Here is a 26,065-nt window from a genome sequence, read left to right as displayed (position 1 = left end):
TCAACCCCTTTCCAGGTATGCCGCCTGCTCGGCGTCCACACGCGCCTCGACAAGAGCGGCCAGTTGGCTGTGCGTGGTCAGGTCCGGATCCTGGGTCACCACGTCGTGGGCGTCCTCGCGAGCGGCCTCGATGAGGTCCTCGTCCTCGAGGACATGGAGGAACTGAAGCTGACTGCGGACGCCGTGCTGCGAGGACCCGAGGATGTCGCCCTCGCGGCGTTGGCGCAGGTCGATCCGGGCGAGCTCGAAGCCATCGGTCGTGCCGGCCACCGCATCGAGTCTCTCGTGGGGCGCGTCCGGGGCACCGGCGTGGACGAGGAGGCACAGTCCCGGCAGCCCGCCACGTCCGACGCGCCCGCGGAGCTGGTGCAGCTGAGAGACGCCGAAGCGGTCCGCGTCCATGACGACCATGACGCTCGCGTTGGGGACGTCGACGCCGACCTCGATCACGGTCGTCGAGACGAGGACGTCGATGTCGCCGTCCGCGAACTCGCGCATGAAGGCGTCCTTCTCCTCCGCGGGGAGCCGGCCGTGGAGGATCTCGATGCGCAGACCCTCGAGAGCCGGGTTGGCGACGAGGTCGGCGTGCACGGCTCGGACGGAGGCCAGCGGGCGCGGTGGCGGCGCGTCGGCCTCTCCCCCGTCACCGTCACCGCCATCGTCGCCGTCCGCGTCCGCCGCGGACTCGGGGGCGAAGATCTCGGTCTCCTCGTCAGGGTCGTCGTCGTCGCCGATGCGCGGGCAGACGACGTAGGCCTGCCGCCCTTGGGCGCACTCCTCGGCGATCCGGACCCAGGTCCGTTGCAGCCAGCCCGGCTTGGCCTCCGGGACGACGTGGGTCGTGATCGGCGCTCGCCCGGACGGGAGCTCGCTCAGGGTCGACGTCTCCATGTCACCGAACACCGTCATCGCCACCGTGCGCGGAATGGGGGTCGCGGTCATGACGAGCACGTGCGGAGGGTGAGCAGCCTTGCCGCGCAACGCATCTCGTTGCTCCACGCCGAAGCGGTGTTGCTCGTCGACGACGACGAGGGCCAGGTCCTGGAAACTCACGTGCTCCTGGATGAGGGCGTGGGTGCCCACGACGATTCCGGCGTCACCGCTCGCGATGTCGAGGAGCGCCTTGCGCCGGGCCGCAGTGGACATGCTTCCGGTGAGCAGGGTGACGCGGGTGCCGAACTCGCTGCCGCCGAGCATGCCGCCCTCGGCGAGGTCACCGAGCATGGCCGTGATGGACCGGTGGTGCTGGGCGGCGAGGACTTCGGTCGGAGCGAGGAGAGCTGCCTGACCGCCGGAGTCGACCGCAGCGAGCATGGCGCGCAGCGCGACGACGGTCTTGCCCGAGCCGACCTCACCCTGGAGGAGACGGTGCATCGGGACGTCCCGGGCCATCTCGGCGGCGAGGGTCACCCCCACCTCCTGCTGCCCGGCCGTGAGCGTGAACGGCAGCCGCCCGTCGAACGCATCGAGAAGTCCGCCGGGCCTCGGGGTGCGAGCGAGCGTGGATTCCTCCGCCTGGCGAAGCCGGCGCTGCGCGAGCGCCACCTGGAGGACGAACGCCTCCTCGAAGGACATGCGCCGCTGCGCGGCGGCGACCTCCTCGTGGGTGTTCGGTGTGTGGATCCCGCGCAGTGCGGCCATGCGGTCCATGAGGTCGCGGCGGTCCAGGATCGTCTCGGGGATCGCCTCCGGGGTCTCGTCGAGCAGGTCGAGGACCATCCGGACGCACTCGGTGACCGTCCACGTGTGGAGGTTGCCGACCGCCTTGTAGATCGGGATGAGGTCGCGTCGCTCGCCGCCGTCGAAGTCGCTGAGGAGCGAGTAGCCGGGGTGCGCCAACTGGAGCCGGTTGTTGAAGGACGACACCTTGCCGGCGAAGAGCGCCCGGGCTCCGGGGACGAGCTTCCCCTCGTGCCCGTGGGAGGAGAAGAACGTCACCTCGAGGTCGCGTGAACCGTCGGTGATGACTGCCTGGAGCATCTTCCCGCGCCGGGCCTTCATCGAGCGGGTCGTCGCGGTCTTCACCTCGGCGACGGCGACGATGTAGGAGCCGACCTTTGCGGCCGCGAGGTTGCTCTCGGGACTCTCGTAGCGGCGCGGCCAGTAGCCGAGCAGGTCGCCCACCGTCGAGATGTTGCGTGCGGTCCGGAACTTCGTGGCCTCACGCTTCCCGAGGACCTTGCTGAGCGGAGTGGACTCCGAGTACACCGGGCTACTCCACCCCCACGAGGAGCGGGTAGACCTGCTGACCGCCGTCGATGCGCACGACCTCGACCTCGGGATGTTTCCTGGAGACCGCCTCCTCGACGGCGTCGACGAACCCGGGTGCCGCGTCCGCACCGGTCACGAGGGTGACGAGCTCGCCACCGCCCGACAGCAGCCGGTCCAGCACCTCGACAGCGGTGGCGGTGAGGTCGTCCCCGATGAGCGCCACGTCGCCGCTCACGATGCCGAGGATGTCGCCGATCGACACCGATCCGGCCCACGTGAGCACCTCGCGCGATGCGATGGACACGGCGCCGTGGCGAGTCGCGACGGCAGCACTCGTCATCGAGATCGCGTTCTCGCGCGGCCCCTTGTCGAAGTCCACGACCGCGAGGGCAGCGAGGCCCTGCACCGCCGTGCGGGCCGGAACGATGGCCGTATCGATCCCGTCGTCGGTGGCCGCGCGGCAGGCGACCTCGGCCGCCATGAGGGTGTCCTTGTCGTTGGGGAGGACCACGACCGACGAGGCTCCGGTCCGACGGATGGCCTCGAGCAGCTGGCCGGCGGACGCGCGCGCCCCGGGTGCGCTCGGCACGACGTGGGCACCGGCCTCGCCAAGGATCGACGCCATGCCGGGCCCTGCCGCGCAGGCGATGACGGCGAACTCCTGCGGCTGCTGGTGGGCGATCTGGGTGGCGAAGTGCGTGACCTTGATGCGATGCGGACGGCCGGCGAGGATTCCGGACTCGATCGCCGCACCCACGTCGTCGACGTGCACGTGGACGTTCCAGAGGTCCGGCCCGCCGACGACGAGGAGTGAGTCCCCGAGGCCGTCGAGCGCGGTCCGCATCATCGCCACTCGTGCGGGGTCGCTCCCGTCGAGGAGGAACATCACCTCGAACGCCGGCCCGCCCGTCCCCTCGTGCAGGGCGTCGAGCGGGTCCTGGGTCAAGGCGGCCGAGCCCCAGGACGCCCGCGGGATGAGGTCGTCCGACGCGTGGTGCAGGGGCCCTTCGGCTGCCCAGTCGCCGGTGAGGGCCCGGTGCAGTGCCTCGACCATGAGGAGGCACCCGGCTCCGCCTGCGTCGACGACGCCGGCTCGCGCGAGGGTCTCCAACTGCTCCGGGGTGCGTGCCAGTGCCGCTTCGGCCGCCTCGACGGACGTGAGTGCGACCTCGACCGCGCCGCCACCGGCGGCGGCTCGCTGGTCGGCGGCGTCGGCGACGGCGTCCGCGACGCTGAGGATCGTGCCCTCCTGCGGGTGGGCGACGCTCTCGCGGGCCTTCTGCGCTCCGCGACGCAGTGCCGCGGCCAGGGCCTGTCCGTCGAGCTCGGCGTAGTCGCCGTCGACGATCACCTCGGCCACTCCGGCGATGATCTGGCTGAGGATGACCCCCGAGTTGCCGCGCGCCGACAACAGCAGGGCCCTCGCGAGGTCGCGCGCCTCCTCGACGAGGGTCGCCGTGCCGAGAGTCCCCTCTGCCGTGTGGAGCCGGCCAACCTCGGTGATGGCGGCGTCCATGGTGAGGTAGAGGTTGGTGCCCGTGTCCCCATCAGGCACGGGGAAGACGTTGAGGGCGTCGATCTCGCTCCGTCGGGCCGCGAAAGCGGCGCGCGTCAGTGCCCCCCAGAGGCGGGCGCGGTCGGCGTCGAGAACGGCTGGCACGCTGGCAGGCTATCTGGCGCTGCGGCCTCGTTTTGGAGCCACACCCGAACTCGGCTACTCTTGGACGGTTCCGCGTGAGCCCCCTCCGGGGCGGGCACCGGAAAACCTCGACCCTGAGACGGCTGGCAATCCAGCCGTTTCGCATGCAATCTGACTCAAGGAGATCACCCGTGGCTGCCAACTGCGATGTCTGCGGCAAGGGACCCGGCTTCGGCCACAGCATCTCGCACTCGCACCGCCGCACCAAGCGTCGCTGGAACCCCAACATCCAGCGCGTCAAGGCTCTTGTCGGTGACAAGGGTGTGACCCCGAAGCGTCTCAACGTCTGCACCTCCTGCCTCAAGGCGGGCAAGGTCAAGCGCTGACCCTGCTGTTCCCGGAAAGGGGCGCCGACCGTTCGCGGTCGGCGCCCCTTTCGCATGCCTGCGGCGCGTGGCGTATGCCGGTCAGCCGGCGAAGTGGTCCCAGCCGGTCACGCTCGGGACGGCTCCACCGACGGTGAGCCGAGGCCCCTCCGGACCTGCCTCGACGACGCGTCCGATGACCGTCCACGGCGCGCGCTCGTCGACCGGCACCGACCCTTCGGGAAACGTCGCGAGCAGCGAGTGCTCTTCTCCCCCGGCCAGGACCTGACGCCAGCCGTCCTCGGCTCCCAGAGCGAGCTCGATGGGCCCGGCGAGGAAGTGCTCGCGCAGAGCCTGCTCGTCCAGGGCCAGTTCGACGCCGCTCGCCGTGGCGATGCGCCCGCCGTCGCGCACGAGCCCGTCGGAGATGTCGATCATCGACGTCGCTCCCCCATCGGCGGCGACAGGCCCCGACTCCCATGGCGGACGCGGCGAGCGGTGGTACCACTGGAGCACCGACACCGCCTTCTCCCGGTCCGTGTGGTCACGGGCAGGTCGGGACGGCGTGGTGTCCACCAAGCCCAGTTCGTAGAGGCGAAGCCCAGCTCCGGACCACCCGAGGTCACCCGCGACCGCCACGACGTCACCCGGTCGCGCCCCCGACCGCAGCACCGGCGACCGTCCCTCGAGGTCGCCGAACGCCGTGACCGCAACGATGACGACACCGGCTGGCGCCGACGAGAGGTCTCCGCCGACGACGGGGCAGCGGGCGTCCTCGGCCCCGAACGCGATGCCGCGGGTGAGGTCGATGACCCAGTCGAGCGAGGTTTCGGGATCGGCGGCCACGGAGACGAGGAGGCCGGTCGGCACCGCACCCATGGCCGCGACGTCGGAAACGTTCTGGGCGACGACCTTGATGCCCACGTCGTGCCCGGTCGACCAGTCATCGCGCCAGTCGCGTCCGCGCACCATCGAGTCGGTCGTCACGACCACGGAGTCGCGTGCCGTCACCACCGCGGCGTCGTCGCCCGGCGGCACCACGACCCCCTGTCCCGCGAACGCGCTCACCCCGAACATCGGGATGATCCGCGACAGGAGATCGGACTCGCTCACCGAGCCGATCGTCGTGTGTGCGACCACACTTCCCACCTCCTGAACCACCCGAGACGCAAGGACCACGGGCACGGTACCGTGCAGGCACCGCGGCACCGATGCCGCGCCCAACGACAGTGAGGTGACACCCAGTGGTTCAGGCCTACATCCTGATTCAGACCGAGGTCGGTCGCGCAGCAGCCGTCGCGCAGGCGATCGGAGCGATCCCGGGAGTGGCGCTCGCCGAGGACGTCACCGGCCCCTACGACTGCATTGCGCGCGTCGAGGCCGAGACCGTCGACGAGCTCGGCAAGCTCGTCATTGCCAAGATCCAGGAGGTCGAGGGCATCACCCGCACCCTCACCTGCACGGTGGTCCACGTCTGACGTGGCCCGACTGACCCGCACGACGGCGGTGGCGCTCTGCGCCACCGCCGTCGTCGTGCTGTCGGGGTGTTCGTCCGCCGTAGAGATCGCGCCCACTCCCCTCGCCGACGGTGAGGTATGCCGTGAGGTCGCCTCCGCGTGGCCCGCGACCGTCGGCAACCACGAGCGGCGGGAGGTGTCCGACGCGAGTGCGGGTGCGGCATACGGGGATCCGGCGATCATCGCGAGGTGCGGTCTCCCGGCACTCGGCCCGACGACCAAAGACTGCATCGAGGTCGACGGCATGGGCTGGGTGGCCAGCCCACTGAGTGACGGCACCCGCTTCACGACGTTCGGTCGCGATCCGGCGATAGAGGTGCTCGTCCCCAAGGACTACGCACCCGAACCGCTGCTGCTGCCGGCCTTCACCGCCGCCGCGGAGCTGCTCCCCCAGAACTCGCTCGCCTGCCGCTGACTCAGCGCAGACCGACGCGGCGCTCCATCGCGAGGCTGATGAGCTCGTCGATGAGTTCGGGATAGCTGACGCCGGCCGCCGCCCACATCCGCGGGTACATCGAGCTCGGCGTGAAGCCGGGCATCGTGTTGATCTCGTTGATGAGGAGCTCGCCGTCCTCGGTGAGGAAGAAGTCGCAGCGGGCCAGGCCCTCGCAACCGGCTGCCTCGAAGGCCGTGACCGCCATCCGCGAGATCTGCTCGGCGATCTCGGGCGGCACGTCGGCCGGGGCCTCGAGGCGAATGTCGTCGGCGGCGAGGTACTTCGCCTCGAAGTCGTAGAAGGCGTGGTTCTGGACGACGATGCACTCCCCCAGCGGGCTCGTGCGCGGCGCATCGGTGCCGTGACCGTCGAGGACGCCGCACTCGATCTCGCGGCCGACGATGCCCTGCTCGATGACGACCTTGGGGTCGTGCTCGCGCGCGGCCTCGACGGCGGACCGCAGGTCCTGGCGGTGGTCGACCTTGGAGATCCCCATGCTCGAGCCGGCCCGGGCCGGCTTGACGAAGACCGGGAAGTCCAGCGCGCCCACCGCGTCGAGCGCCGCCTCGGGGTCGCGCTGCCACTCCCGGTCGGTGATGACCGTGTAGGGGCCGACGGGCAGGCCGGCCGCCTGGAAGACGACCTTCATCATGTGCTTGTCCATCATCACCGCGGACGCGGTGACGCCCGACCCGACGTAGCGGACATCGGCGAGGTCGAGCATCCCCTGGATGGTGCCGTCTTCGCCGAACGGGCCGTGGAGCAGCGGGAAGACGACGTCGACCTCGTTCAGTTCGCGCGGGGCCTGTCCGGCCTCGTGGACGATGAGGTGACGGGCCGTGGCGCTCGTCGGGACGAGGACGCCGGGTCCGGACGCGTCGACCTCCGGGATGTGCCCGGGCGCGAGGCGCAGGGGCTCGGGGTCGTTGGGTGCGAGCACCCAGCTGCCGTCCTTGGCGATACCGATCGGGATGACGTCGTAGCGCTCCGGGTCGAGTGCCGACATGACGCTCGCGGCGGTCGCGCACGAGACGGCGTGCTCGGACGAACGCCCTCCGAAGACGAGGGCGACACGCAGCTTGCGGCTCTTCTCGGTACTCATCGCAGGCGACCCTATCCCGGCGGACACGCGAGCACGGCCTCGAGCACCCGGCATACGCTGCGCCGGTGAACCACAACGAGCTCAGCCCGGCCACCCGTGTCGTCGCCCTTGGACGGGTCGATCGTGAGCCCGGCGCCCAGGTCGGCGCTCCGCTCGTGATGACCTCGACGTTCCACGCGGACGGTCCGGTGAACTACGCGCGCGGCGGCAACCCGACGTGGAGCGCCTTCGAGGAGGCACTCGGCTCCCTCGAGGGCGGCGAGGCGCTCGTCGTCGCCTCGGGCATGGCAGCCGTCGCGGCAGCGCTGTCACTCGTGCCTCACGGTGGCCGGGTCGTCGTGCCGACGGCCGCCTACAACGGGACGCTCGTGACCCTCGCCGACCGTGAGGAGGCCGGTGAGGTCGCGGTGAGCCGGGTGGAGATCACCGACACCGCCGCAGTCGTCGCGGCCCTCGACGGCGCCGCCGTGATGTGGATCGAGTCCCCGACGAACCCGCTGCTCGAGGTCGCCGACCTCGCGACCCTCGCCGAGGCGGCCCGGGCGCGTGGCGTCCTCGTCGTGGTCGACAACACCTTTGCCACTCCCCTGCTCCAACGACCGCTCGAGCTCGGTGCCGACATCGTCGTGCACTCGGCGACGAAGTACCTCTCCGGGCACAGCGACCTGCTCCTCGGCGCCGTCGTGACCGCGCGCACCGACTCCGGCCGGGCTCTGCACGAGCGGATGCGGCGCCACCGCCAGCTGCACGGGGCCATCGCCGGGCCGATGGAGACGTGGCTCGCGCTGCGCGGCCTGCGGACGCTGTCGGTGCGCCTCGAGCGGGCCAGCGCCAACGCCACGATCCTCGCCACCCGGCTCGCCGACCACGACCGTGTTGAGCGGGTGCGCTACCCGGGCTTCGGCGCGATGATCTCGATCGACGTGGCCGGGGGTGTCGAGGCGGCCGAACGGGTCGCGGCGGCCACCCAGATCTGGGTGCACTCGACGAGCCTCGGCGGGGTCGAGAGCCAGGTGGAGCGTCGCCGTCGCCAGCCCGGCGAGCCGGAGGCCGTTCCCGAGAACCTCCTTCGGCTGTCCGTCGGGATCGAGGACGTCGAGGACCTCTGGAGCGACCTCGACGCAGCGCTCGGATCGGCCTGACTCAGCCCGTCTCGGCCTTGCGTGGCCGCGACAGGAGCGCCTCGACGACCTCCGGGGTGGACTTGCCCTCGGTGATCATCGCGTTGACCTGCTCGATGATCGGCACGTCGACGCCGTGCTGTCGCGCGAGGTCGAGGATGGACGTGCACGACTTCACGCCCTCGGCGGTCTGGTTCGTCACGGCCACGACCTCGGCCACGGTCATGCCCTGACCGAGCCGGACACCAAAGCTGTGGTTGCGCGACAGCGGGGACATGCAGGTTGCGATGAGGTCACCGACGCCCGCGAGGCCCGCGAACGTCACGGCGTCTCCGCCCAGCGCCGTGCCGAGACGGGTCGTCTCGGCGAGCCCACGGGTGATGATCGACGACTTGGAGTTGTCACCCATGCCGAGGCCCTCGGCCATGCCGACGGCGAGGGCGATGACGTTCTTGGTCGCCCCCGCGATCTCCGTCCCGACTACGTCGGTGTGCGTGTAGGGCCGGAAGTATGCCGCAGCGCAGGCGTCCGCGACCCGCTGCGCCATCCGCTCGTCCGACGCCGCGACGACGCTGGCGGCAGGCTGCTTGACCGCGATCTCACGGGCCAGGTTGGGACCGGACACGACGACGATGCGCGCGGGTTCGACTCCCCCGGCGTCGGCGATGACCTCGCTCATGCGTTGCGTCGTGCCGAGCTCGACGCCCTTCATGAGGGAGACGACAGCGGCGTCCGTCGGCAGGGTCGAGCCCCAGTCACCGAGGTTGGCTCGCAGGGTCTGGGACGGCACGGCGAGCACGACGATGTCAGCGCCGGAGGCCGCCTCGGCCGGGTCGGCCGTGGCCGAGATGCGCTCCGACAGGCGCAGTTCGGGGAGGTACTCCTCGTTGCAGCCGGCGTTGATCGCGTCGACGACCTCGCTCCGACGGCCCCACATGGTCACGTCCGTGCCCGAGTCGGCCAGGACCGACGCGAACGCCGTGCCCCAACTGCCCGTGCCGAATACCGCTGCTGTGGTCACGCGCCATCCTCCGCTTCGCCTCGATGATCGTCGGGCCATTGTGTCGGTTGCTCGCCCCGTGGCGGGCCGGAACGGTCGGACGGTCGCACCGCTTTCGGGCGACCGGTCACGGTCAGCCCCTCGATCTTGGGGTCGAATCGACCCTCGGGAGCGGTCTCACCCCGCAGGACCTCGAGCTGGCTCGTGAGGGCCGCCATGATCCGCTCGGTCGCCTCCGCGAGCACCTCGGCCGTGACGGGTCGACCAAGCAGGTCATCGAAGTCCACGGGGTCGCCCGCGCTGACCTGCATCGTGTGCCGTGGCAGGACGTGCGGAACGCGACCGTAGGGCGCGAGGATCTGCTGTGCGCCCCACTGCGCGATGGGGATGACCGGACATCCGGTCTCGAGCGCGATCCGGGCGGCTCCGGTCTTGCCCCTCATGGGCCAGAGATCGGGTTCGCGGGTGACCGTCCCCTCGGGATAGATCGCCACGCACTTGCCCTCGCCGATCGCGTCGACGGCGGCCCGGAAGGCATCCGAGGCCTGCCCCGTCTCGCGATAGACCGGGATCTGCTCGGCGCCGCGCAGGACCGCCCCGATGACGGGGATGTCGAAGACCTCCACCTTGCCGAGGAAGTGGGGCACGATGCCCTCGTCATTGAGGAAGTGGGCGAAGACGAACGGATCGATGTGCGAGATGTGGTTGGAGACCGCGACGAATCCGCGGTCACGCGGGAGGTGCTCCTGCCCCCTCCACCTGCGCCTCGTCAGGGACATGAGGAGCGGGCGCACGACGGTCACGGCGAATCGGTAGGCCGGGGGCGAGTGGCGTGGACCGAATCTCATGGGGAGGATCGTCCCATGCACGAACCCGATCCCCACGCATGGTGGGTCGTGGTGCCGGTCAAGGGCGGCCCCTCCGCCAAGTCGCGCCTTCGCGCCTCGCTCGACGACGCGACTCTCGTCGCCGCCATCGTCCACGACACCCTGGCCGTGGCGACGTCCGTGGTCGGTTCTGCGCGGGTCGTGGTGGTCACCGGCGACGCACACGAGACGGAGTACGCCCGCGCCGAGGGGCACGCCGTCGTCGCCGATCCGGGCGCCGGGATCGACGGGGCCTGTCTCGTCGGCGTCGAGCATGCCCTCGGCCATGGCGCCCTGCGGGTCGCCGTCCTCCTCGGCGACCACCCGGCCCTGACCCCAGTGGAACTCACGGCAGCACTGAAAGCCGGATCACGGCATACGACGTGCTTCGTCCCGGACGCCGACGGGACGGGAACGGCACTCCTCGCCACGACGGCCGGAGTGGCACCCGAGGTGTCGTTCGGCGCGGGCAGCGCCGCCCGTCACGAAGGCCTGGGGCACACACGACTCGACCTCGACCTGCCGGGGCTTCGCCATGACGTCGACGACGAAGCCTCCCTCGCGGAGCGAGCCGTGCAGCGGACGCTGGGTCCGCGCACGCGACATGCGCTGGGGCGATAGCGTCGGGGTGTGCAGGCAAGCATCCACACCTTCGACGAATCCGGTTCCGGCTCCGCGCTGCTCGATGACGGCCAACTCGTCACCTGGCCGAGTGAGGTCTTCGCCGGGAGTGCGCTGCGGCACGTGCGGATCGGCCAACGGGTCAGCGTGGAACTCGACGGCACCTCGGTCACCCGTCTCTGGATCGTCGGGATCGGCGAGGGCGAGACGATCCGCTGACGCACCGCTCGTGATGGACGACGACAGGGCCGGCGCCTGAGGCGCCGGCCCTGTCTCTGTGCGGTGCGAGCGGTGCTCAGCCGCTCACTTCTTCTTCGCCGGGGCCTTCTTGGCGGGAGCCTTCTTCGCCGGGGCCTTCTTGGCGACGGCCTTGGTGGCGACCTTCTTGGCGGGCGCCTTCTTGGCGACGGCCTTCGTCGCGACCTTCTTGGCCGGAGCCTTCTTGGCGACGGCCTTGGTGACCGCGGCCTTCGTGGCGACCTTCTTGGCGGGGGCCTTCTTCGCAGCCGCCTTGACGGGTGCCGCCTTCTTGGCGGGAGCCGCCTTCGTGGCGACCTTCTTGGCCGGGGCCTTCTTGGCGACTGCCTTGGTGGCGGTCTTCTTCGCGGCGGCCTTCTTGGCAGGAGCTGCGGTCTTGGCGGCGGCCGCCGCCGTTCCGGCGCTGGCGCGCTGGGCCGCGGGTGCGGCCTTGGGCAGCGTCGAGGGCTTCTTGACGTAGGCCTTGAACGCGGCACCGGCGCGGAAGCGCGGGGCCTTGGACTTGGGGATCCGGACGCTCTCGCCGGAGCGTGGATTGCGGCCGGTGCGGGCGGCCCGCTCGACTCGGTCGAAGGTGCCGAAGCCGGTGATCCCGACGCTGCCACCCTTGGCGACCTCGCGGACGATCGTGTCGAGGACCGCATCGAGGGCCTCGGTCGCTGCCTTGCGGCTACCGAGTCGCTTCTCGAGCTCCCGGACGAGTTCTCCCTTGTTCACTGTCTCTCCATCAGGGTGTCGCCGTCGGGTCGACCCGACGAGGTGTTGGGCGACCAGGCAGGCGCCTGATCCAGTTACGACGGTAGGACGGTGGGAGTGCGGAGTCCATCACCGTTGAGCCGGTTTCCGTTGTCCCACAAGGGCTTTCGAGACATGTCGAGGATCGCGACTGGTGCTCAGCGGGACGGTTCAAGCGAGCCCGACGTCGCGGCGTATCAGGCGAATTCGGTTGTGCAACAGGCGAATTCACCGAACCCGAGACATCAGACCAAGCATGGGCGCCGCACACGAACGCAACCACGCTCAATCCCACCAGTCACATGAGTCACAGAAGTGGTGGCGCCGCCGGCGCGCGAATTCCCCACTGCCACACGGCGTGTCGCCGTGCGAGAGCCTCAGATCGTGACGGGCTTCCAGGCCGGGCGGCCGGACTCGTATGCCGTGATGTCACCTTCGTGACGCAGCGTCAGGGAGATGTCGTCGAGGCCTTCGAGCAGGCGCCAGCGGGCGTAGTCGTCGACCTGGAACGCGGCCGTGAGATCTCCGGCGGTCACGGTGCGCGACTCGAGGTCGACCGTGACCGACGTGCCCGGCTCGTTCTCGAGGAGCTTCCAGAGGAGCTCGACGTCGTCCTGGCTGCACTGCGCCGCGAGGAGCCCCGACTTGCTGCTGTTGCCCCGGAAGATGTCGGCGAACCGGGAGGAGATGACGACCCGGAAGCCGTAGTTCATGAGCGCCCACACCGCGTGCTCTCGCGAACTCCCGGTGCCGAAATCGGGACCGGCGACGAGAACCGAGCCTGCGGCATACGCCGGGTCGTTGAGGATGAACGTCTCATCCGAGCGCCACGCAGCGAAGAGTCCGTCCTCGAAGCCGGACTTCGTGACGCGCTTGAGGTATTCGGCCGGGATGATCTGGTCGGTGTCGACGTTGCTGCGGCGCAGGGGAACGCCGATGCCGGTGTGGGTGATGAAGGCTTCCATCTCAGGCCTCCTGGGTGGCGAACTCGGCAGGAGCCGCGACCGGCTCGAGGTCGGACGGGCTGGACAGTGTGCCGCGGATCGCGGTGGCAGCCGCGACGAGCGGGCTGACGAGGTGAGTGCGACCGCCCTTGCCCTGGCGGCCCTCGAAGTTGCGGTTGGAGGTCGAGGCACTGCGCTCCCCCGGCGCGAGCTTGTCGGGGTTCATGGCAAGGCACATCGAACAGCCGGGCAGGCGCCATTCGGCTCCCGCCTCGGTGAAGATGCGGTCGAGCCCTTCGGCCTCGGCCTGCAGGCGCACCCGGGCCGAACCGGGGACCACGAGCATCCGCACGCCCTCGGCGACCCTGCGCCCCTTGACGACCTCAGCGGCGGCACGCATGTCCTCGATGCGGCCATTGGTGCAGGAGCCAACGAAGACGGTGTCGACGGAGATATTGCGCAGCGGGGTGCCCGCGACGAGGCCCATGTATTCGAGAGCGCGCTCGGCGGCCTGCCGCTCGGAGTCCTCCATCTGGGCAGGGTCCGGAACCGCATCGCCCAGGGGCGCGCCCTGACCCGGGTTCGTGCCCCACGTGACGAAGGGCGTGACCGAGGCTGCGTCGATGACCACCTCGGCGTCGAACTCCGCGTCGTCGTCGGTGCGCAGCTCCCGCCACGCGGCGAGGGCGGCATCCCACTCCTCCCCCTTGGGTGCGTGGTCGCGGCCCTCGAGGTAGGCGAACGTCGTCTCGTCCGGAGCGATCATGCCGGCGCGGGCACCGGCCTCGATGGACATGTTGCAGACCGTCATCCGCGCCTCCATCGAGAGGTTGCGGATGGCGCTGCCGCGGTATTCGAGCACGTAACCCTGCCCGCCGCCCGTGCCGATCCTGGCGATGACCGCGAGGACGATGTCCTTGGACGTGACCCCGGCGGGCAGCTCCCCGTCGACGGTGACGGCCATCGTGCGGAACGGCTTGAGCGGCAACGTCTGCGTCGCGAGGACGTGCTCGACCTCGGACGTGCCGATGCCGAACGCGAGGGCGCCGAAGGCGCCGTGGGTCGAGGTGTGGCTGTCGCCGCAGACGACGGTCATGCCGGGCTGCGTGAGACCGAGCTGCGGTCCGACGACGTGGACGATGCCCTGCTCGGCGTCACCCATCGGATAGAGCTTGATGCCGAACTCGTCGCAGTTGCGGCGCAGCGTCTGGACCTGCGTGAGGCTCACCGGGTCCGTGATGGGTCCCGGCGTGGTGGGAACGTTGTGGTCCTCGGTCGCCAGGGTGAGATCGGGACGGCGCACAGGGCGGTCGGACAGCCGCAGACCGTCGAAGGCCTGCGGGCTGGTCACCTCGTGGAGGAGGTGGAGGTCGATGTAGAGGAGGTCGGGTTCACCCTCGCCTCGTCGCACCACATGTGCGTCCCACACCTTCTCTGCCAGGGTCTTGCCCACGGCCACCACCTCCACGAAACCCGGTCGGAGAGGCCCCACGGAATCGTCGGCGACCTCGCTCTGTGACGAGGTTGGCACGCGGTCCGAAACGCGGGACTTGCGTCTCACCGCTTGGGACGGCAGTATCAAGTCATGGACAACACCAGTGGCGTCGGCGTTCTGGACAAGGCCGCCATCGTCTTGAGCGCCCTCGAAGCCGGACCTTCGACCCTCGCCCAGCTCGTCACGGCCACCGGCCTGGCGCGCCCGACGGCGCACCGCCTTGCGGTCGCGCTCGAGCACCACCGCCTGGTGGGCCGTGACATGCAGGGGCGCTTCGTCCTCGGTCCGCGACTGGGTGAGCTCGCCGCCGCCGCGGGCGAGGACCGCCTCCTGGCCGCCGCCGGCCCGGTCCTGGGCGCGCTGCGCGACCACACGAACGAGAGCGCCCAGCTCTTCCGGCGACAGGGCGACCACCGGATCTGCGTGTCCGCCGCCGAGCGTCCGGTCGGCCTGCGCGACTCCATCCCGATCGGCGCGAGCCTGTCGATGCTCGCCGGCTCGGCCGCCCAGATCCTCCTCGCCTGGGAGGAACCCGACCGGCTCCACCGCGGCCTCCAGGGTGCGGCCTTCAACGCAACGACCCTCTCCGGCGTGCGCCGGCGCGGCTGGGCTCAGAGCGTCGGCGAGCGCGAGGCCGGAGTGGCCTCCGTCTCGGCACCGGTGCGCTCCCCCTCCGGCCGCGTCATCGCTGCGGTCTCGATCTCGGGACCGATCGAGCGACTGTCGCGCCAGCCCGGTCGACTCCACGCCGCGACGGTCATCGCCGGCGCCAACAAGCTCACCGAGGTGCTGGCCCGCCACGCGAAGACCGCCGAGGAGCAGCACTCGGCCTGAGCCGAATACTGTTGCGGGACAGGGGAGTTCTCCCCATCCGATGCGCTTGACCACTTCTGGCTCCCCTGCCTAACTTCCTCATGTGGGCACACGCCCACCTCGGAAATCACCAAGGGGGAACCACCATGAAGAAGACACTCGCTCGCGGAGTCGCCATCGCGGCGGTCGTCGCCGGAGGGGTCGCGGCCGCGGCACCGGCGCAGGCCAACACGTTCACGACCTCGTTCCGCCACGGCGCGGTCAAGTACGTCGACGGCGAGGACAAGATCTGCGTCAGCGGCTCGGGCGGCTACGCGGCCACCGTCGTCGTCTCGCCAGTGAACGGCGTCGGCCCGACGGTCCGGGTCACGGACGCTGCCGGCGGCAGGACCTGGACGTGCAAGGACGGCCTCAAGTACGCCTACGAGGACTCCCGCTACCGCTTCCGCGCAACGTCCTACATGGGCCAGATCGCTGGCGGCGCGGCGAGCGGCTACTTCTGGAGCTGAGTCGGCCGCCCGGCACACAGAATGAAGAAGTCCCCGTCACCCTGAAGGGTGACGGGGACTTCTGCTTGTAGCCCCGACGGGATTCGAACCCGCGCTACCGCCTTGAGAGGGCGGCGTGCTAGGCCGCTACACAACGGGGCCTCTAGCGCGTGCCTCGAGCGACTTTCGCCGCTCTGGCAACGGAGATGAACCATACCTGCTGGTGTGGATTTCTCCGAATCGAGGAGGCGGACCTTCTCGATTGGCTGGGGTACCAGGACTCGAACCTAGAACGACTGAACCAGAATCAGCTGTGTTGCCAATTACACCATACCCCAAGGGGGTATCACTGGCCTGTTTTCACAAGCCGGTGAACCGAGGAGCGATACTACCTGCGTCCCTCCCCCGCGCCCAAATCGGCCACCTCTGCGAGGCCGGAGACGACCGGTATGCCGTGTGCCGAGACCACCTTCCGGTCCGCCTCAGCGACGTGACCGTCGCGCACGAGCCAGGCGGCCGGCATACCGGCGCCGTTGGCTCCCAACGGATCCGTGTGCAGGTCGTCGCCGACGTAGAGCGTCTCCGAGGGATCCGTGCCGAGACGACGACACGCCTCATGGAAGGCCCGGGGGTCGGGCTTGCCGAAGCCGAGCGTGTCGCGTGAGCAGATGACGTCGAAGACGCCATCGAGACCCGAGGCCGCCAGCTTCGTGTCGGTGTAGTCGGCCGAGGAGTTCGTCAGGATGCCGACCGCGCGGCCGCTCTCACGCAACGCCGCCACTGTTGGGTGGACGTCGTCAAAAGCCTCCAGCGCCTCGTGGAAAGCCGGCTCGTAGAGCGCGAAGAAGCGCGCCGGTTCGACGACCTCCTCGGACCCGAGCCAGCGCCCGATCTCGTCGATGCGGCGGGTGCGCATGTCGTCGAAGTCGAGCTCGCCGCGCGTGTAGGCCGCGAACCACCCCTCCGGGTCGTCGCGGAAGCGGACGCCGACGAACTCCAGGCGCGCCGGATCGGCGTGCGGCCAGAGCCGGTGCGCGACCTCGGCACCCGCGCGGTGCATCGCCGCGCGGGTGTCGTAGAGCGTGTCGTCGGCGTCGAGCAGGACGCCAGCGAAGGTCACAGCGAGTCGCGCAGCCCCTGGAGGCGTGCGAGCGTCGAGGTCTTGCCGAGGATCTCCATCGACTCGAAGAGCGGCGGGCTGATCCGCTGACCGGAGACGGCGGTGCGCAGCGGCCCGAACGCGAACTTCGGCTTGATGCCGAGGCCCTCGACGATGGACTCGCGCAGGGATGCCTCGATCGCCGCGGCGTTGAAGCCGCTGTCCGACCCGAGTGGGCCCGTGCCGGCGTCGTCGATGTCGCCGAGCGCCGCGATGGCCGCGTCGAGGACCTGACCCGCGTCCTCCTTGAGCTGACCGCGGGCATCCTCGGCGATCTCCAGCGCGTCATCGGCGACGAAGAACGGCCGGACGAGAGCCGAGGCCTCGGTGAGGTGGGCGATGCGCGTCTGGATGAGCTCGGCCACGGCCTTGAGCCGACCGAGCTCCCCGAGCGACGGGTTGCCGGAGAGCACCTCGTCACGCTCGAGGAACGGCAGGAGGCGCGAGGTGAAGTCGCCCAGATCGAGCTCGCGGATGTAGACACCGTTGAGCCAGTCGAGCTTCTTGAGGTCGAAGATCGGGCCGACCGGGTTGACCTTCTTCCAGTCGAAGCCGTCGCTGAACTCGCGGAACGTGAAGACCTCGCGCTCCGTGCCGTCCACCTCGAGCACCGGCGGATACGCAAGCAGCGCAAGGAAGTTCACGAGCGCCTCGGGGAGGTAGCCCTCCTCCTTGAACCACGTGAGGCGCGCGGCCGGGTTCTTGCGCTTGGAGATCTTCGACTTGTCGGCGTTGCGCAGCAGCGGCATGTGCGCGAACTTCGGCGGCTCGAGACCGAGCCACTGGTAGAGCAGGACGTGCTTCGGCGTCGAGCTGATCCACTCCTCGCCGCGGACGACGTGGGTGATGCCCATCTCGTGGTCGTCGACGACGACGGCCAGGTGGTAGGTCGGGAAGCCGTCGGCCTTGAGGATGACCTGGTCGTCCGGGCGGGGCGCGGCGACTGTGCCACGGATCAGGTCGTCGAAGGTCAGCGGGGCGTCGTCCGGGATGAGCATGCGGACGACCGGGTCCTTGTCGGTGAACCCGGGCAGGGCGGCGCGCTCCTCGCGCGTCTTGCCGTGGCAGAGCCGGTCGTAGCCGGTCGGCTGCTTCGTCTTCTGCTGCATCTCGCGCATCTGGGCGAGGCGCTCGCCGGAGCACCAGCAGTAATAGGCCTTGCCGTCCTCCAGCAACCGCTCGACGTAGGGACGGTAGGTGTCGAGGCGCTCGCTCTGCTTGTAGGGCGCGTAGGGACCGCCGATGTCCGGGCCCTCGTCCCAGGTGAGCCCGAGCCAGTGGAGCGTGTCGAAGACCTGCTGCTCGCTGTCCTCGCGGAAGCGCGCCCGGTCGGTGTCCTCGATGCGCAGGAGGAAGCGCCCACCCTGCTGTCGCGCGAACGCGAGGTTGAACAACGACATGTATGCCGTGCCGACGTGCGGGTCACCCGTCGGGGACGGGGCGACGCGAAGTCGAGGGCTGCTGGCTGCGGGGGTGGGGTGCTCAGTCATGGTCCCCCGATTCTAGATTCAGACGCTGGCGCGTGCGCTCTCGGTCGCCGGCTTGCGACCCCGGGTGATGACGAAACCGAAGGCCGTGGCGAGGACGTACATGAGGATCGAGTAGATCGCACTCGGGATCGCGACCTCGGTGCTGTCCAGGACGCTCAGGGCGATGGTCAGGGCGATCGTCGTGTTGTGGATGCCCACCTCCATCGAGGTGGCGATGGCCTGCGGTTCGTCGAGCTTGAGCAGTCGGGCCGCGACGTACCCGATGGTCAGGCTGGCGAGGCAGAACAGCCCCGTGACGAGACCGACCTGACGGATGTAGTCGGCGAGGTTCTCACGCTCCCCGAGCAGGGCACCGACGGCGACGATGACGAGGACGACGATCGAGAAGATGCGGACCGGCTTGTCGGCACGAGCAGCGAAGTCGGAGGCACGGCTGCGGACGAACATGCCGATGGCCACCGGCACGAGCACGATCGCGATGACCTGGACGACCTTGCCGAACTGCAGGCCGAGGTCACCCTCGGCGTCGAAGTGGCCGATGGCGAAGTTCGTGATGAGCGGGATGGTGAAGGCGGCGAGGACCGAGTTGATCGCGGTCAGGCTGATGTTGAGCGCGACGTCTCCGCGAAAGAGGTGGCTGAACAGGTTGGCCGTCGTCCCTCCCGGCGAGGCGGCGAGCAGCATGACACCCACCGCGAGCAGGGGCGCGAGGCCGAATCCCTTGATCAACCCGAACGCCACCAGGGGCAGGATGACAACCTGCACCACGAGCGCCACGACAACGGCGCGCGGTGCCCGGGCCACGCGACGGAAGTCTCCCGGTGTCAGTGACAGCCCCAGGCCGAACATGATGATCGCGAGGGCGATGGGGAGTCCGACCGTGATGAGGGCGCTGTCATTCATGGCGTGAACCTAGCGTCCCCGGATCGTCAACCACACACGTTCGGCGAGGTTGAGGGCCGGTACTGGGTCTACGTTGGTGCCCAAGGACCGGGCGACCGGCGTCCGGCTCGATGTCCGGAGGCACCCTCATGGCCAATCACGTCTACGCGATCTCCGAGCTCGTCGGCAGTTCCCCCGAGGGCGTCGAGGCCGCCGTGTCCAACGCCCTCGCCTCGGCGAGCTCGACGGTGCGCAACCTCGACTGGTTCGAGGTGACCGAGATCCGCGGCCACCTCGGCGACGACGGCGCGGTCGCCGACTGGCAGGTCGGGATCAAGCTCGGCTTCCGCGTCGAGAAGTAGGAGCGCGCTCGCTCAGCGACCACCGAGCGACTCGCGCCGCGTCGCCAGCCACGCACGCTCGGCGGGGTTGTCCGTGGTCGCGATCGCGGCGGCATACGCGCGTCGTGCGTCGTCGTCACGTCCCAGACGGCCCAGCAGGTCCGCTCGGGTTGCGTGCCACGGTGCGTATGCCGTGAGGCCCAGTCCGTCGACCGCCGCCAGGGCCACCTGCGGCCCGTCGAGCTCGGCGACGGCGACGGCGCGGTTGAGGGCGACGATCGGGGTTGGCTGCACCGCCATGAGCTGGTCGTAGAGCGCCACGATCTGGTCCCAGTCGGTGAGCGAGGCTTCGAGGGCGTCCGTGTGCACCGCCTGGATGGCTGCCTGCAACTGGTAGGGCCCGGGAGCGTTGCGGCGCAGGCATTCCCGCACGATGGCGTGGCCCTCGTCGATGAGCACGCTGTCCCATTGCGTGCGGTCCTGATTGTCCAGAGTGACGAGCGTGCCGTCGTCGGCGAACCGCGCGGGGCGGCGGGCCTGGGACAGAAGCATGAGGGCGAGGAGCCCGTCGACCTCGGGCGGCGATCCGATGCCCTCGCTGATGCCGCGGACGGCACGCGTCAGGCGGATGGCCTCGTCGGCGAGGTCCTGCCGGTCGGCGTTGTCGGCGCTCGAGCTGAGGTAGCCCTCGTTGTAGACGAGGTAGAGGACCGCGAGCACGCCGGCGAGGCGCTCGGCGAGGTCCTGCTGTTCCGGGACCCGATAGGGAATGCGGGCCTTGGCGATCTTGGCCTTCGCCCGAGTGATGCGCTGCGCCATCGTCGTCTCGGGCACGAGGAAAGCGCTCGCGATCTCGCCGACCGTGAGGCCGCCGAGCAGCCGCAGCGTCAGCGCGACCCGGGCCGGTTCGGCGAGGGCCGGGTGGCAGCAGGTGAAGATCAGGCGGAGCCGGTCGTCGGTGACGGGTCCGGTGGCTTCCGGGGGTGTGTCGTCGGTGAGCATGGCTGCCTCGGCGTACTTCTCGTCGCGCACCTTCTCGCGACGCAGGTGGTCCAGCGCCTTGCGGCTGGCCGTCGTCGTGAGCCACCCGGCGGGGTTGGGTGGGACACCGTCCTGCGGCCACCGCTCGAGCGCGATGAGGACGGCTTCGCCGAGGGAGTCCTCGGCCAGGCCGATGTCGCCGAAGCGTCGGATGAGCCCGGCGACGACCTTGCCGTACTCGGTGCGGACGACGTCGGCGACGGCGTCCGCACCGAGAGCGGCAGCGGAATCGGGTGAGGTCACGCGGACGGTTCGGCCTGGAACGGACGAACCTCCACCGCTCCACCGCACGCGGCGGAACCCTCCTTGGCCCACTGCAGGGCCTCGTCGAGGTCGGCGCACTCGAGGATCCAGAAGCCGCCGAGGAACTCCTTGGCCTCCGAGAAGGGGCCGTCGGTGAAGGTTGGCTTGTCCCCCGTGGCGTCGACCGTCGTCGCGGTCTCGATCGGCTCGAGACCGCCGGCGAAGACCCACTTGCCGGCTTCGCGCACCTTCTGGTTGAAGGCGTCGACGTCCGCGTACATCTTCTGGATGACCTCGTCGGAGGGCATCTCGTCGTCAACGCTGCCGGGGACCGAAAGCATGTACTGCGTCATGGTGGTTCTCCTGTCGGATGAGCGACGGGCCGCCTCTGCTGGCGCCCTGTGACGTCGTCTCATCCTCTCCACGAATGGACTCGACGGGATACGACAGGGTCGACGAGAATTTTTTGTATGCCGTCCGCTCCCCCGCCGCTGCTCCACACCGACCGCCTCCTGCTGCGCGGGTGGCGCGAGTCAGATGTGGCTCCGTTTGCCGCGATGAACGCTGATCCACGGGTCACGGAGTTCTTCGCCGATGCCCAGGACGCCGCTGCGACGGCGACCTTCGTCGAACGGATTGGAGTGAGCTTCGCCGAGCGCGGCTACGGCCTTTGGGCTCTCGAACGTCTCGACACCGGCGAGTTCATCGGCTTCACCGGTCTGTGGACGCTGCCCGAGGGCTCACCCTCACCGGGCGGCGTCGAGGTGGGCTGGCGCCTCGCCCCGTCTGCATGGGGGCGCGGCTTCGCGACGGAAGCCGCGAGCGCAAGCCTCGCGGACGGCATACGACGCCTTGGTCTTTCCGACGTCTGGTCGTGGGCCGTTGCGTCCAACACCGCGTCGACCGCTGTGATGAAACGACTCGGGATGACGCTGCGGTGGGAAGGGCCGAACCCCAAGGTGCCGGCGGGGCACCGCCTCAGCGAGACCGTCGGCTACCACCTCGACGGAGCGACCTGGCGAGCCGAGAGCTGATCAGGACTCGGCCCGCGACGCCTCGGCCGCGCGCTCTTCCCAGCCGGCGATGGTGTGACAGACATAGGTGCCGAGCATGACCGTGACGCCGAGAAGCCCCAGCGCGCTCGCCGGACCGAAGTTGGCCAGCGCGAAGCCAGCCAGGAAGAGCCCGAAGCCCCACGACATGCTGAGTCCCACGACGAACGACCTGGTCATCCCTGACTCCTCACTCCGCGCTGACGAAGGGGTTGCTCAGGGTGCCGATCTGGTCGATCTCGACGTCGACACGCTGACCCGAGACGACCGGACCGACGCCAGCCGGGGTGCCGGTGAGGATGACGTCGCCCGGCAGCAGCGTGAACGCCTGCGAGGCGTGGGCGATGAGCTCGGCGACGCCGTGGATCATGTCCGACGTCGGCCCGTCCTGGACGACGTCCCCGTCGAGGGTCGTGCGGATCCGGCAGGCCGCTGGGTCGAGCTGCGTCTCGATCCAGGGTCCGAGCGGGCAGAACGTGTCCATGCCCTTGGCGCGTGCCCACTGGCCGTCGCCCCGCTGGAGGTCGCGGGCCGTGACGTCGTTGGCGACGGTGTAGCCGAAGACCGTCGAGAGCGCCTGGTCGACCGGCACGTCCTTGGCGAGGCGGCCGATGACGACGGCGAGCTCGCCCTCGTAGCTCACCTCTTCGGTGATGCGCGGGATGACGACGGGGTCGCCGGGGCCGATGACGGCGGTGTTCGGGATGAGGAACATGAGCGGGGTCTCGGGAGCCTCGCCGCCCATCTCCTTGGCGTGTTCGGCGTAATTCTTGCCGATGCCGATGACCTTGCTGCGCGGGATGACCGGCGCGAGCAGGCGCACATCTTCGACGAGGTGCGTCGCCCCCGTCAGCTCGATCTTTGTGTAGAGCGGGTCGCCGGTGATCTCGGCGATCTTCTCGCCGGCCCCGTCGACGAGCCCGTAGACGGGGTCGTCACCTGTCGTGAATCTCGCGATGCGCACGGGATCACCCTAGAACCCAGCGCTGCAGCGGCAGACCGTCGGGGACGGTGTCCGGTGTTTCGTGGTGCTCGGCCATTCTCCGTATGCCGTCCGCCCAGTAGTCGTGCAGCGTCGCCCGGAGTGCCGGGTCGGCATCGAGGCCACAGTCCTCGATCGCCCGGTCCCAGGCCACGAGGGCGAGACGGTCCATCTCCTCGTGGACCCCGTTGCCCGAGTGCATGCGCACGACGTCGGACTCGGTGCCCATCGACTTTGTGTAGGTCTGCGGGCCGCCGAGCGCCTCGCCCAGATAGGCGGCCAGACGTTCGGTGTGGTCCGCCCGGAATCCGTGCGAAAAGGCATGTGAGACAACGGGATCGGCCATGACCCGGCGATGCCACGCGTCGGCGAGACGCAGCATGCCGTCGGCTCCACCGGCGGCTTCGTAGACAGTGGTCATGGCGCGGGCTCCTCCGACAGGACGGGCAGTTCGACGAACTCGGTCACCTGGGCGGTGCGGAGGATCGGTCGCGCGATCAACGGCATCCGGCGCATGCCCTCCTCCGTGCTGACGGGACGGGGTGCGCCGAGGGTGAGCCAGTGCCCACTCATGCGGACGCGACACCCCTTCGCCGCGACGACGTTGCGGTACCAGTCGGTGCGCGACCCGTAGGTCAGCGCGAGCGTGACGACATCGCTGTGGCGGAAGGCGTTGAGCGGGATCCGATACGTCCGGCCGGAGCGGCGCCCGACGTGCTCGAGCTCGACGAAGGGGCCGTGCCCGGCAAGGTGGATGAGCAGCCGGTTGCCGACGGCCTTGTTGAACTTCGTGACGGCGTGTGGGATCGGCACGCTGCCAGCGTAGGACGGCGATGCGGCGCAGGCGACCGGTCAGGAAAGGCGAGCGGACACGGTCGCCGCGAGGACGGCATACCCTGCGTCGTTCGCGTGAATGTCCTGCTTCGTGCACATCCAGGTCCACGCGCAGATCGTCGCGACGTTCGTCGGGATCGTGCCGTATGCCGTCGAGACTGGAGTCGTGTCCGTCGACCGGAACGCCGTGGCGACGTCCGCGACATCGGCCTGGACGGTGGCTGCAGCTGCGGAGACGGTGTTGTTCAGGAGGGTTTGGAGGAAGCTCGTCAATCCGGCGAGCTGCTGACCTTCGGGCCCCTGGAGCCACGACGCGAGGAACGGGTTGTAGTAGTTGAGGACGATGATCTGGGTGTCGGGCCCGGTCGCGGCACGCAACTGGCCGAGGATCGACGTGAGGTTGGTCTGGATGGTCCCGAGCACCGTGAGGGCGCAGGTCACCTGGTCGGCGGCGCGGACGCATGGCGTGACGTCGTTGGCGCCGATGTCGATGGTCACGAGGTCGACCTTGTCCTTGTGGGCCTTGAGGAACTCGACGCCCGCAGCGACCTGGGATCCGGCCTCGTAGGTGCAGCGGTCCGTGCCGAGCATCGAGGTCGTCGTCGCGCCCGAGCAGGAGATGTTGCGCAGTTTGGCCTTGGGAGCCGACGCCTGGAGGGCATCGAGCACTCCCCCGACATAGCCGCCAGCACGGTCATCGCCCGCACCCGGCTGGTAGCCGGCGGCGAGGGAGTCGCCGAGCGCGAGGTACCAGCTCGTCGCCTTGTCGGCGCGCTTGTCCGCGCCCTTGCCCGGCCCGGCGAACGCGGCCGAAGGCGCGACGAGGACGAGCAGCGCTGCGGAGATGACGGTGAGGAATCGACGCATGGGACCAGCTCCAAGGTGTCACGGCCCGCGACGCTGCGGACCTCACCGGATCGTCGCACGCCGCCGCGCGTTTGGGGGTCAGGTTGGGAGATCGGACTCGCCTACCCTTGAGGGGCCATGTCTGATGCTGTTGCCGCCGTCCTCGATCGCGCCACGTGGACTGCACGCGAGGCCGCACACGCCGAACGAGTCGATGCGGCGACCGCCGGCCACCGGGCCCGTCGCGGTGCGGGCGTGCCGCACCCGATCGAGGACTTCCTCTTCACGTACTACTCGACCAAGCCGGCGCAGCTGCGTCGGTGGCATCCGGGAGTGGGCGTGCGGCTCGCAGGGGCGGGCGACCTCGATCGGGCCGGGTGGAAGCACTACCGCGTCGTGAACGGCGATGTCGTGGTCGACCTGGACTCGTTCGTCGCGGCTCGGGGACGCACCATCGACTTCGTGCGCGCCCTCTTGACCGCCACCTCTGCACGACCTGCGCGACTGGGCTGCTTCGGACTCCACGAATGGGCGATGGTCTACCGCGCCCGCGAGGGCGAGGTGCGCCACGAGCAGGTGCCGTTGCGCCTCAGCCAGGCCGAGACCGACGCCGTCGTCGAACGCCACCAGATCACGTGCAGCCACTTCGACGCGTTCCGCTTCTTCACGCCAGAAGCGGTGTCGCGCAATGCCCTTCAGCCGACGCGTGAGTCACAGGTCGCGATGGAGCAGCCGGGATGCCTGCATGCCGGCATGGACGTCTACAAGTGGGCGACGAAACTGGCCCCGGTGGTTCCCAGTGAGTTGACGATGGACTGCTTCGACCTCGCTCGGGAGATCCGCCTCCTCGACATGGAGGCCTCGCCCTACGACCTGTCGGACTATGCCGTGGCGCCCGTCAGGATCGAGACCGCGTCGGGCAAGGCCGAGTACATGGAGCGCCAGCGCGCCTTCTCCGAGCGCTCGAACGTTCTGCGCGCACGCCTCCTGAAGGTCCTCGACGCTCTCCCCGTGGCTCAGGAGGGCGTCGGCCGTCGATCGAGCGGGACCTGAGCGACTTCGGCCCAGACCTCGACGATCTCGGTCAACTGGCCGGCTCGCGCCGTGGCGAAGGTCGCGACGAAGTGGGTCTCGTCGCTTGTTCCGGTGGCGTCGGAGACACGTGCGCGCAGCACTGCACGGTCACCGGCGTCCACGACGTCCTCGCGTTCGAATCGCCACCTCCCCGGATAGTCCCGGTTGAGCGCCACGAAACCCTGTTTGTCGAACTCTTCACCGGTCGTGGAGTACCTCGCCCGGAAGTCGTCCGCCAGCAGGTCCGCGAGCCCGTCCCAGTTCGCGTCGTCGATGTGGGTCGCGAACCGAACCAACAGCTCCCCGGCGGTGTTCTGCTCGATGGCATTCATGTGTCACGTCCTCAGGCCGCGTAGGCGTTGTCGGTGTCGTAGTCATGGTCGTCGTCGTGTTCGGCGAACCAGTGTTCGGGTGGGTCCGGGATCCAGCCGTTCAGCGGATCCTGCGGGAGCGGTCGGTCTTCGAGGTGGGTGTCGTCAGCCCAGGCGTCGTGCCAATCGTCGTGCCAGG

Annotated in this window: 31 protein-coding genes and 2 tRNA genes; 11 read left to right on the top strand and 22 right to left on the bottom strand. The window is 69.6% G+C overall.

Going from position 1 to position 26,065, the window contains the following annotated elements:
• Together N803_RS13225 and N803_RS13220 are read right to left on the bottom strand one after the other, a co-directional pair.
• Window positions 1-2,208 carry an ATP-dependent DNA helicase RecG gene (locus tag N803_RS13225; RefSeq protein ID WP_035906077.1) on the bottom strand — a complete coding sequence of 736 codons (2,208 nt, stop codon included), beginning with the start codon at window positions 2,206-2,208 and terminating at the stop codon, window positions 1-3.
• Window positions 2,209-2,212: 4 nt separating this feature from the next.
• Window positions 2,213-3,871 (bottom strand): DAK2 domain-containing protein, encoded by a 1,659-nt coding sequence (locus N803_RS13220; protein WP_035906076.1) that lies wholly within the window; start codon window positions 3,869-3,871, stop codon window positions 2,213-2,215.
• Window positions 3,872-4,041: 170 nt separating this feature from the next.
• Here N803_RS13220 and rpmB point away from each other — a divergent pair, with 170 nt between their 5' ends.
• Window positions 4,042-4,236 carry a 50S ribosomal protein L28 gene (gene rpmB / locus N803_RS13215; RefSeq protein WP_009778186.1) on the top strand — a complete coding sequence of 65 codons (195 nt, stop codon included), beginning with the start codon at window positions 4,042-4,044 and terminating at the stop codon, window positions 4,234-4,236.
• A gap of 81 nt (window positions 4,237-4,317) precedes the next feature.
• Here rpmB and thiL read toward each other — a convergent pair whose 3' ends face one another.
• Window positions 4,318-5,328: a thiamine-phosphate kinase gene (gene thiL, locus N803_RS13210; RefSeq protein ID WP_245617265.1), complete on the bottom strand. Its 1,011-nt coding sequence runs from the start codon at window positions 5,326-5,328 to the stop codon at window positions 4,318-4,320.
• Window positions 5,329-5,459: 131 nt separating this feature from the next.
• Between thiL and N803_RS13205 the strand changes: the two genes are divergently transcribed.
• Window positions 5,460-5,693 carry an Lrp/AsnC ligand binding domain-containing protein gene (locus N803_RS13205; protein WP_035906073.1) on the top strand — a complete coding sequence of 78 codons (234 nt, stop codon included), beginning with the start codon at window positions 5,460-5,462 and terminating at the stop codon, window positions 5,691-5,693.
• A 1-nt stretch (window position 5,694) separates the two neighbouring features.
• Complete coding sequence (locus tag N803_RS13200) at window positions 5,695-6,147, top strand: DUF3515 family protein (RefSeq protein WP_245617264.1); 453 nt, start codon at window positions 5,695-5,697, stop codon at window positions 6,145-6,147.
• Window position 6,148: 1 nt separating this feature from the next.
• Here N803_RS13200 and N803_RS13195 read toward each other — a convergent pair whose 3' ends face one another.
• On the bottom strand, window positions 6,149-7,270 hold the full coding sequence (locus N803_RS13195) for a D-alanine--D-alanine ligase family protein (protein ID WP_035906072.1): 1,122 nt from the start codon (window positions 7,268-7,270) through the stop codon (window positions 6,149-6,151).
• 65 nt (window positions 7,271-7,335) lie between these two features.
• Here N803_RS13195 and N803_RS13190 point away from each other — a divergent pair, with 65 nt between their 5' ends.
• Entirely contained in the window at window positions 7,336-8,412 is a 1,077-nt protein-coding gene (locus tag N803_RS13190) for a trans-sulfuration enzyme family protein (protein ID WP_035906071.1), read from the top strand.
• A 1-nt stretch (window position 8,413) separates the two neighbouring features.
• Here N803_RS13190 and N803_RS13185 read toward each other — a convergent pair whose 3' ends face one another.
• Together N803_RS13185 and N803_RS13180 are read right to left on the bottom strand one after the other, a co-directional pair.
• A complete protein-coding gene (locus tag N803_RS13185) occupies window positions 8,414-9,412 on the bottom strand; it encodes an NAD(P)H-dependent glycerol-3-phosphate dehydrogenase (protein WP_035906070.1) in 999 nt (332 codons plus the stop codon).
• Window positions 9,409-10,239, bottom strand: a complete 831-nt coding sequence (locus N803_RS13180) for a lysophospholipid acyltransferase family protein (protein WP_245617262.1) — start codon at window positions 10,237-10,239, stop codon at window positions 9,409-9,411. The genes N803_RS13185 and N803_RS13180 overlap by 4 nt, the downstream gene beginning before the upstream one ends.
• A 15-nt stretch (window positions 10,240-10,254) precedes the next feature.
• Here N803_RS13180 and cofC point away from each other — a divergent pair, with 15 nt between their 5' ends.
• Complete coding sequence (gene cofC / locus N803_RS13175; RefSeq protein ID WP_035906069.1) at window positions 10,255-10,878, top strand: 2-phospho-L-lactate guanylyltransferase; 624 nt, start codon at window positions 10,255-10,257, stop codon at window positions 10,876-10,878.
• 9 nt (window positions 10,879-10,887) lie between these two features.
• Window positions 10,888-11,097 carry a hypothetical protein gene (locus tag N803_RS13170; protein ID WP_035906068.1) on the top strand — a complete coding sequence of 70 codons (210 nt, stop codon included), beginning with the start codon at window positions 10,888-10,890 and terminating at the stop codon, window positions 11,095-11,097.
• Window positions 11,098-11,181: 84 nt separating this feature from the next.
• Here N803_RS13170 and N803_RS13165 read toward each other — a convergent pair whose 3' ends face one another.
• From N803_RS13165 to leuC, 3 genes are all read right to left on the bottom strand, one after another.
• Window positions 11,182-11,853: an HU family DNA-binding protein gene (locus N803_RS13165; protein WP_035906067.1), complete on the bottom strand. Its 672-nt coding sequence runs from the start codon at window positions 11,851-11,853 to the stop codon at window positions 11,182-11,184.
• A gap of 395 nt (window positions 11,854-12,248) precedes the next feature.
• Window positions 12,249-12,836, bottom strand: a complete 588-nt coding sequence (gene leuD / locus N803_RS13160) for a 3-isopropylmalate dehydratase small subunit (RefSeq protein WP_035906066.1) — start codon at window positions 12,834-12,836, stop codon at window positions 12,249-12,251.
• A gap of 1 nt (window position 12,837) precedes the next feature.
• A complete protein-coding gene (gene leuC, locus N803_RS13155; protein ID WP_035906262.1) occupies window positions 12,838-14,268 on the bottom strand; it encodes a 3-isopropylmalate dehydratase large subunit in 1,431 nt (476 codons plus the stop codon).
• 132 nt (window positions 14,269-14,400) lie between these two features.
• On the opposite strand from leuC, the gene N803_RS13150 reads away from it, so the two are divergent.
• Together N803_RS13150 and N803_RS13145 are read left to right on the top strand one after the other, a co-directional pair.
• Window positions 14,401-15,144 carry an IclR family transcriptional regulator gene (locus tag N803_RS13150; protein ID WP_035906065.1) on the top strand — a complete coding sequence of 248 codons (744 nt, stop codon included), beginning with the start codon at window positions 14,401-14,403 and terminating at the stop codon, window positions 15,142-15,144.
• 125 nt (window positions 15,145-15,269) lie between these two features.
• A complete protein-coding gene (locus N803_RS13145; RefSeq protein WP_035906064.1) occupies window positions 15,270-15,632 on the top strand; it encodes a hypothetical protein in 363 nt (120 codons plus the stop codon).
• A gap of 68 nt (window positions 15,633-15,700) precedes the next feature.
• Here the strand turns inward: N803_RS13145 and N803_RS13140 are convergent.
• The 5 genes from N803_RS13140 to N803_RS13120 all read right to left on the bottom strand — a co-directional run bounded on the left by N803_RS13140 (window position 15,701) and on the right by N803_RS13120 (window position 19,163).
• Window positions 15,701-15,773: transfer RNA gene (locus N803_RS13140), tRNA-Glu, on the bottom strand.
• 101 nt (window positions 15,774-15,874) lie between these two features.
• Window positions 15,875-15,949, bottom strand: a tRNA-Gln gene (locus tag N803_RS13135).
• Window positions 15,950-15,999: 50 nt separating this feature from the next.
• Window positions 16,000-16,731 carry an HAD family hydrolase gene (locus N803_RS13130; RefSeq protein ID WP_035906063.1) on the bottom strand — a complete coding sequence of 244 codons (732 nt, stop codon included), beginning with the start codon at window positions 16,729-16,731 and terminating at the stop codon, window positions 16,000-16,002.
• Entirely contained in the window at window positions 16,728-18,260 is a 1,533-nt protein-coding gene (gene gltX, locus N803_RS13125) for a glutamate--tRNA ligase (RefSeq protein ID WP_035906062.1), read from the bottom strand. Before gltX ends, N803_RS13130 begins: the two co-directional genes overlap by 4 nt.
• Window positions 18,261-18,278: 18 nt before the next feature.
• Entirely contained in the window at window positions 18,279-19,163 is an 885-nt protein-coding gene (locus N803_RS13120; RefSeq protein ID WP_035906061.1) for a bile acid:sodium symporter family protein, read from the bottom strand.
• Between the two features lie 128 nt (window positions 19,164-19,291).
• Here N803_RS13120 and N803_RS13115 point away from each other — a divergent pair, with 128 nt between their 5' ends.
• Complete coding sequence (locus N803_RS13115; RefSeq protein WP_035906260.1) at window positions 19,292-19,504, top strand: dodecin; 213 nt, start codon at window positions 19,292-19,294, stop codon at window positions 19,502-19,504.
• Between the two features lie 12 nt (window positions 19,505-19,516).
• Here N803_RS13115 and N803_RS13110 read toward each other — a convergent pair whose 3' ends face one another.
• Window positions 19,517-20,767, bottom strand: coding sequence for an RNA polymerase sigma factor (locus N803_RS13110; RefSeq protein ID WP_035906060.1), 1,251 nt, complete (start codon window positions 20,765-20,767; stop codon window positions 19,517-19,519).
• A complete protein-coding gene (locus N803_RS13105; RefSeq protein ID WP_035906058.1) occupies window positions 20,764-21,120 on the bottom strand; it encodes a YciI family protein in 357 nt (118 codons plus the stop codon). The genes N803_RS13110 and N803_RS13105 overlap by 4 nt, the downstream gene beginning before the upstream one ends.
• A gap of 117 nt (window positions 21,121-21,237) precedes the next feature.
• Between N803_RS13105 and N803_RS13100 the strand changes: the two genes are divergently transcribed.
• Window positions 21,238-21,801, top strand: coding sequence for a GNAT family N-acetyltransferase (locus N803_RS13100; RefSeq protein WP_035906056.1), 564 nt, complete (start codon window positions 21,238-21,240; stop codon window positions 21,799-21,801).
• Here the strand turns inward: N803_RS13100 and N803_RS13095 are convergent, their stop codons facing one another.
• From N803_RS13095 to N803_RS13075, 5 genes are read right to left on the bottom strand one after another with little or no spacing between them, the layout of a single operon-like run.
• Window positions 21,802-21,999, bottom strand: coding sequence for a hypothetical protein (locus N803_RS13095; protein WP_035906055.1), 198 nt, complete (start codon window positions 21,997-21,999; stop codon window positions 21,802-21,804). It abuts the gene before it with no gap.
• Between the two features lie 10 nt (window positions 22,000-22,009).
• A complete protein-coding gene (locus N803_RS13090; protein WP_035906053.1) occupies window positions 22,010-22,783 on the bottom strand; it encodes a fumarylacetoacetate hydrolase family protein in 774 nt (257 codons plus the stop codon).
• A 4-nt stretch (window positions 22,784-22,787) separates the two neighbouring features.
• Window positions 22,788-23,222, bottom strand: a complete 435-nt coding sequence (locus tag N803_RS13085) for a group II truncated hemoglobin (RefSeq protein ID WP_035906051.1) — start codon at window positions 23,220-23,222, stop codon at window positions 22,788-22,790.
• Window positions 23,219-23,614 (bottom strand): nitroreductase family deazaflavin-dependent oxidoreductase, encoded by a 396-nt coding sequence (locus N803_RS13080; RefSeq protein WP_035906050.1) that lies wholly within the window; start codon window positions 23,612-23,614, stop codon window positions 23,219-23,221. Before N803_RS13080 ends, N803_RS13085 begins: the two co-directional genes overlap by 4 nt.
• 39 nt (window positions 23,615-23,653) lie before the next feature.
• Window positions 23,654-24,502: an SGNH/GDSL hydrolase family protein gene (locus tag N803_RS13075; protein WP_052112276.1), complete on the bottom strand. Its 849-nt coding sequence runs from the start codon at window positions 24,500-24,502 to the stop codon at window positions 23,654-23,656.
• 117 nt (window positions 24,503-24,619) lie between these two features.
• On the opposite strand from N803_RS13075, the gene N803_RS13070 reads away from it, so the two are divergent.
• Window positions 24,620-25,534 carry a hypothetical protein gene (locus tag N803_RS13070; protein WP_052112275.1) on the top strand — a complete coding sequence of 305 codons (915 nt, stop codon included), beginning with the start codon at window positions 24,620-24,622 and terminating at the stop codon, window positions 25,532-25,534.
• Here the strand turns inward: N803_RS13070 and N803_RS13065 are convergent.
• On the bottom strand, window positions 25,498-25,887 hold the full coding sequence (locus N803_RS13065) for a nuclear transport factor 2 family protein (protein WP_035906049.1): 390 nt from the start codon (window positions 25,885-25,887) through the stop codon (window positions 25,498-25,500). The genes N803_RS13070 and N803_RS13065 overlap by 37 nt on opposite strands.
• Window positions 25,888-26,065 lie beyond the last annotated feature (178 nt).

The sequence above is a fragment of the Knoellia subterranea KCTC 19937 genome, assembly GCF_000768685.1.
Lineage (GTDB): Bacteria > Actinomycetota > Actinomycetes > Actinomycetales > Dermatophilaceae > Knoellia > Knoellia subterranea.
This window is presented reverse-complemented; position numbering and strand designations above follow the sequence as displayed.

What these genes read in the sequence shown, in the direction of transcription:
- N803_RS13180 (WP_245617262.1), bottom strand. Translation starts at nt 10,239, where the DNA reads ATGAGATTCGGTCCACGCCACTCGCCCCCGGCCTACCGATTCGCCGTG.
- N803_RS13145 (WP_035906064.1), top strand. Translation starts at nt 15,270, where the DNA reads ATGAAGAAGACACTCGCTCGCGGAGTCGCCATCGCGGCGGTCGTCGCC.
- N803_RS13075 (WP_052112276.1), bottom strand. Translation starts at nt 24,502, where the DNA reads ATGCGTCGATTCCTCACCGTCATCTCCGCAGCGCTGCTCGTCCTCGTC.
- N803_RS13150 (WP_035906065.1), top strand. Translation starts at nt 14,401, where the DNA reads ATGGACAACACCAGTGGCGTCGGCGTTCTGGACAAGGCCGCCATCGTC.
- N803_RS13065 (WP_035906049.1), bottom strand. Translation starts at nt 25,887, where the DNA reads ATGAATGCCATCGAGCAGAACACCGCCGGGGAGCTGTTGGTTCGGTTC.
- N803_RS13100 (WP_035906056.1), top strand. Translation starts at nt 21,238, where the DNA reads ATGCCGTCCGCTCCCCCGCCGCTGCTCCACACCGACCGCCTCCTGCTG.
- N803_RS13095 (WP_035906055.1), bottom strand. Translation starts at nt 21,999, where the DNA reads ATGACCAGGTCGTTCGTCGTGGGACTCAGCATGTCGTGGGGCTTCGGG.
- leuD (WP_035906066.1), bottom strand. Translation starts at nt 12,836, where the DNA reads ATGGAAGCCTTCATCACCCACACCGGCATCGGCGTTCCCCTGCGCCGC.
- N803_RS13105 (WP_035906058.1), bottom strand. Translation starts at nt 21,120, where the DNA reads ATGACGCAGTACATGCTTTCGGTCCCCGGCAGCGTTGACGACGAGATG.
- gltX (WP_035906062.1), bottom strand. Translation starts at nt 18,260, where the DNA reads ATGACTGAGCACCCCACCCCCGCAGCCAGCAGCCCTCGACTTCGCGTC.
- N803_RS13070 (WP_052112275.1), top strand. Translation starts at nt 24,620, where the DNA reads ATGTCTGATGCTGTTGCCGCCGTCCTCGATCGCGCCACGTGGACTGCA.
- N803_RS13120 (WP_035906061.1), bottom strand. Translation starts at nt 19,163, where the DNA reads ATGAATGACAGCGCCCTCATCACGGTCGGACTCCCCATCGCCCTCGCG.
- cofC (WP_035906069.1), top strand. Translation starts at nt 10,255, where the DNA reads ATGCACGAACCCGATCCCCACGCATGGTGGGTCGTGGTGCCGGTCAAG.
- N803_RS13195 (WP_035906072.1), bottom strand. Translation starts at nt 7,270, where the DNA reads ATGAGTACCGAGAAGAGCCGCAAGCTGCGTGTCGCCCTCGTCTTCGGA.
- N803_RS13085 (WP_035906051.1), bottom strand. Translation starts at nt 23,222, where the DNA reads ATGACCACTGTCTACGAAGCCGCCGGTGGAGCCGACGGCATGCTGCGT.
- N803_RS13115 (WP_035906260.1), top strand. Translation starts at nt 19,292, where the DNA reads ATGGCCAATCACGTCTACGCGATCTCCGAGCTCGTCGGCAGTTCCCCC.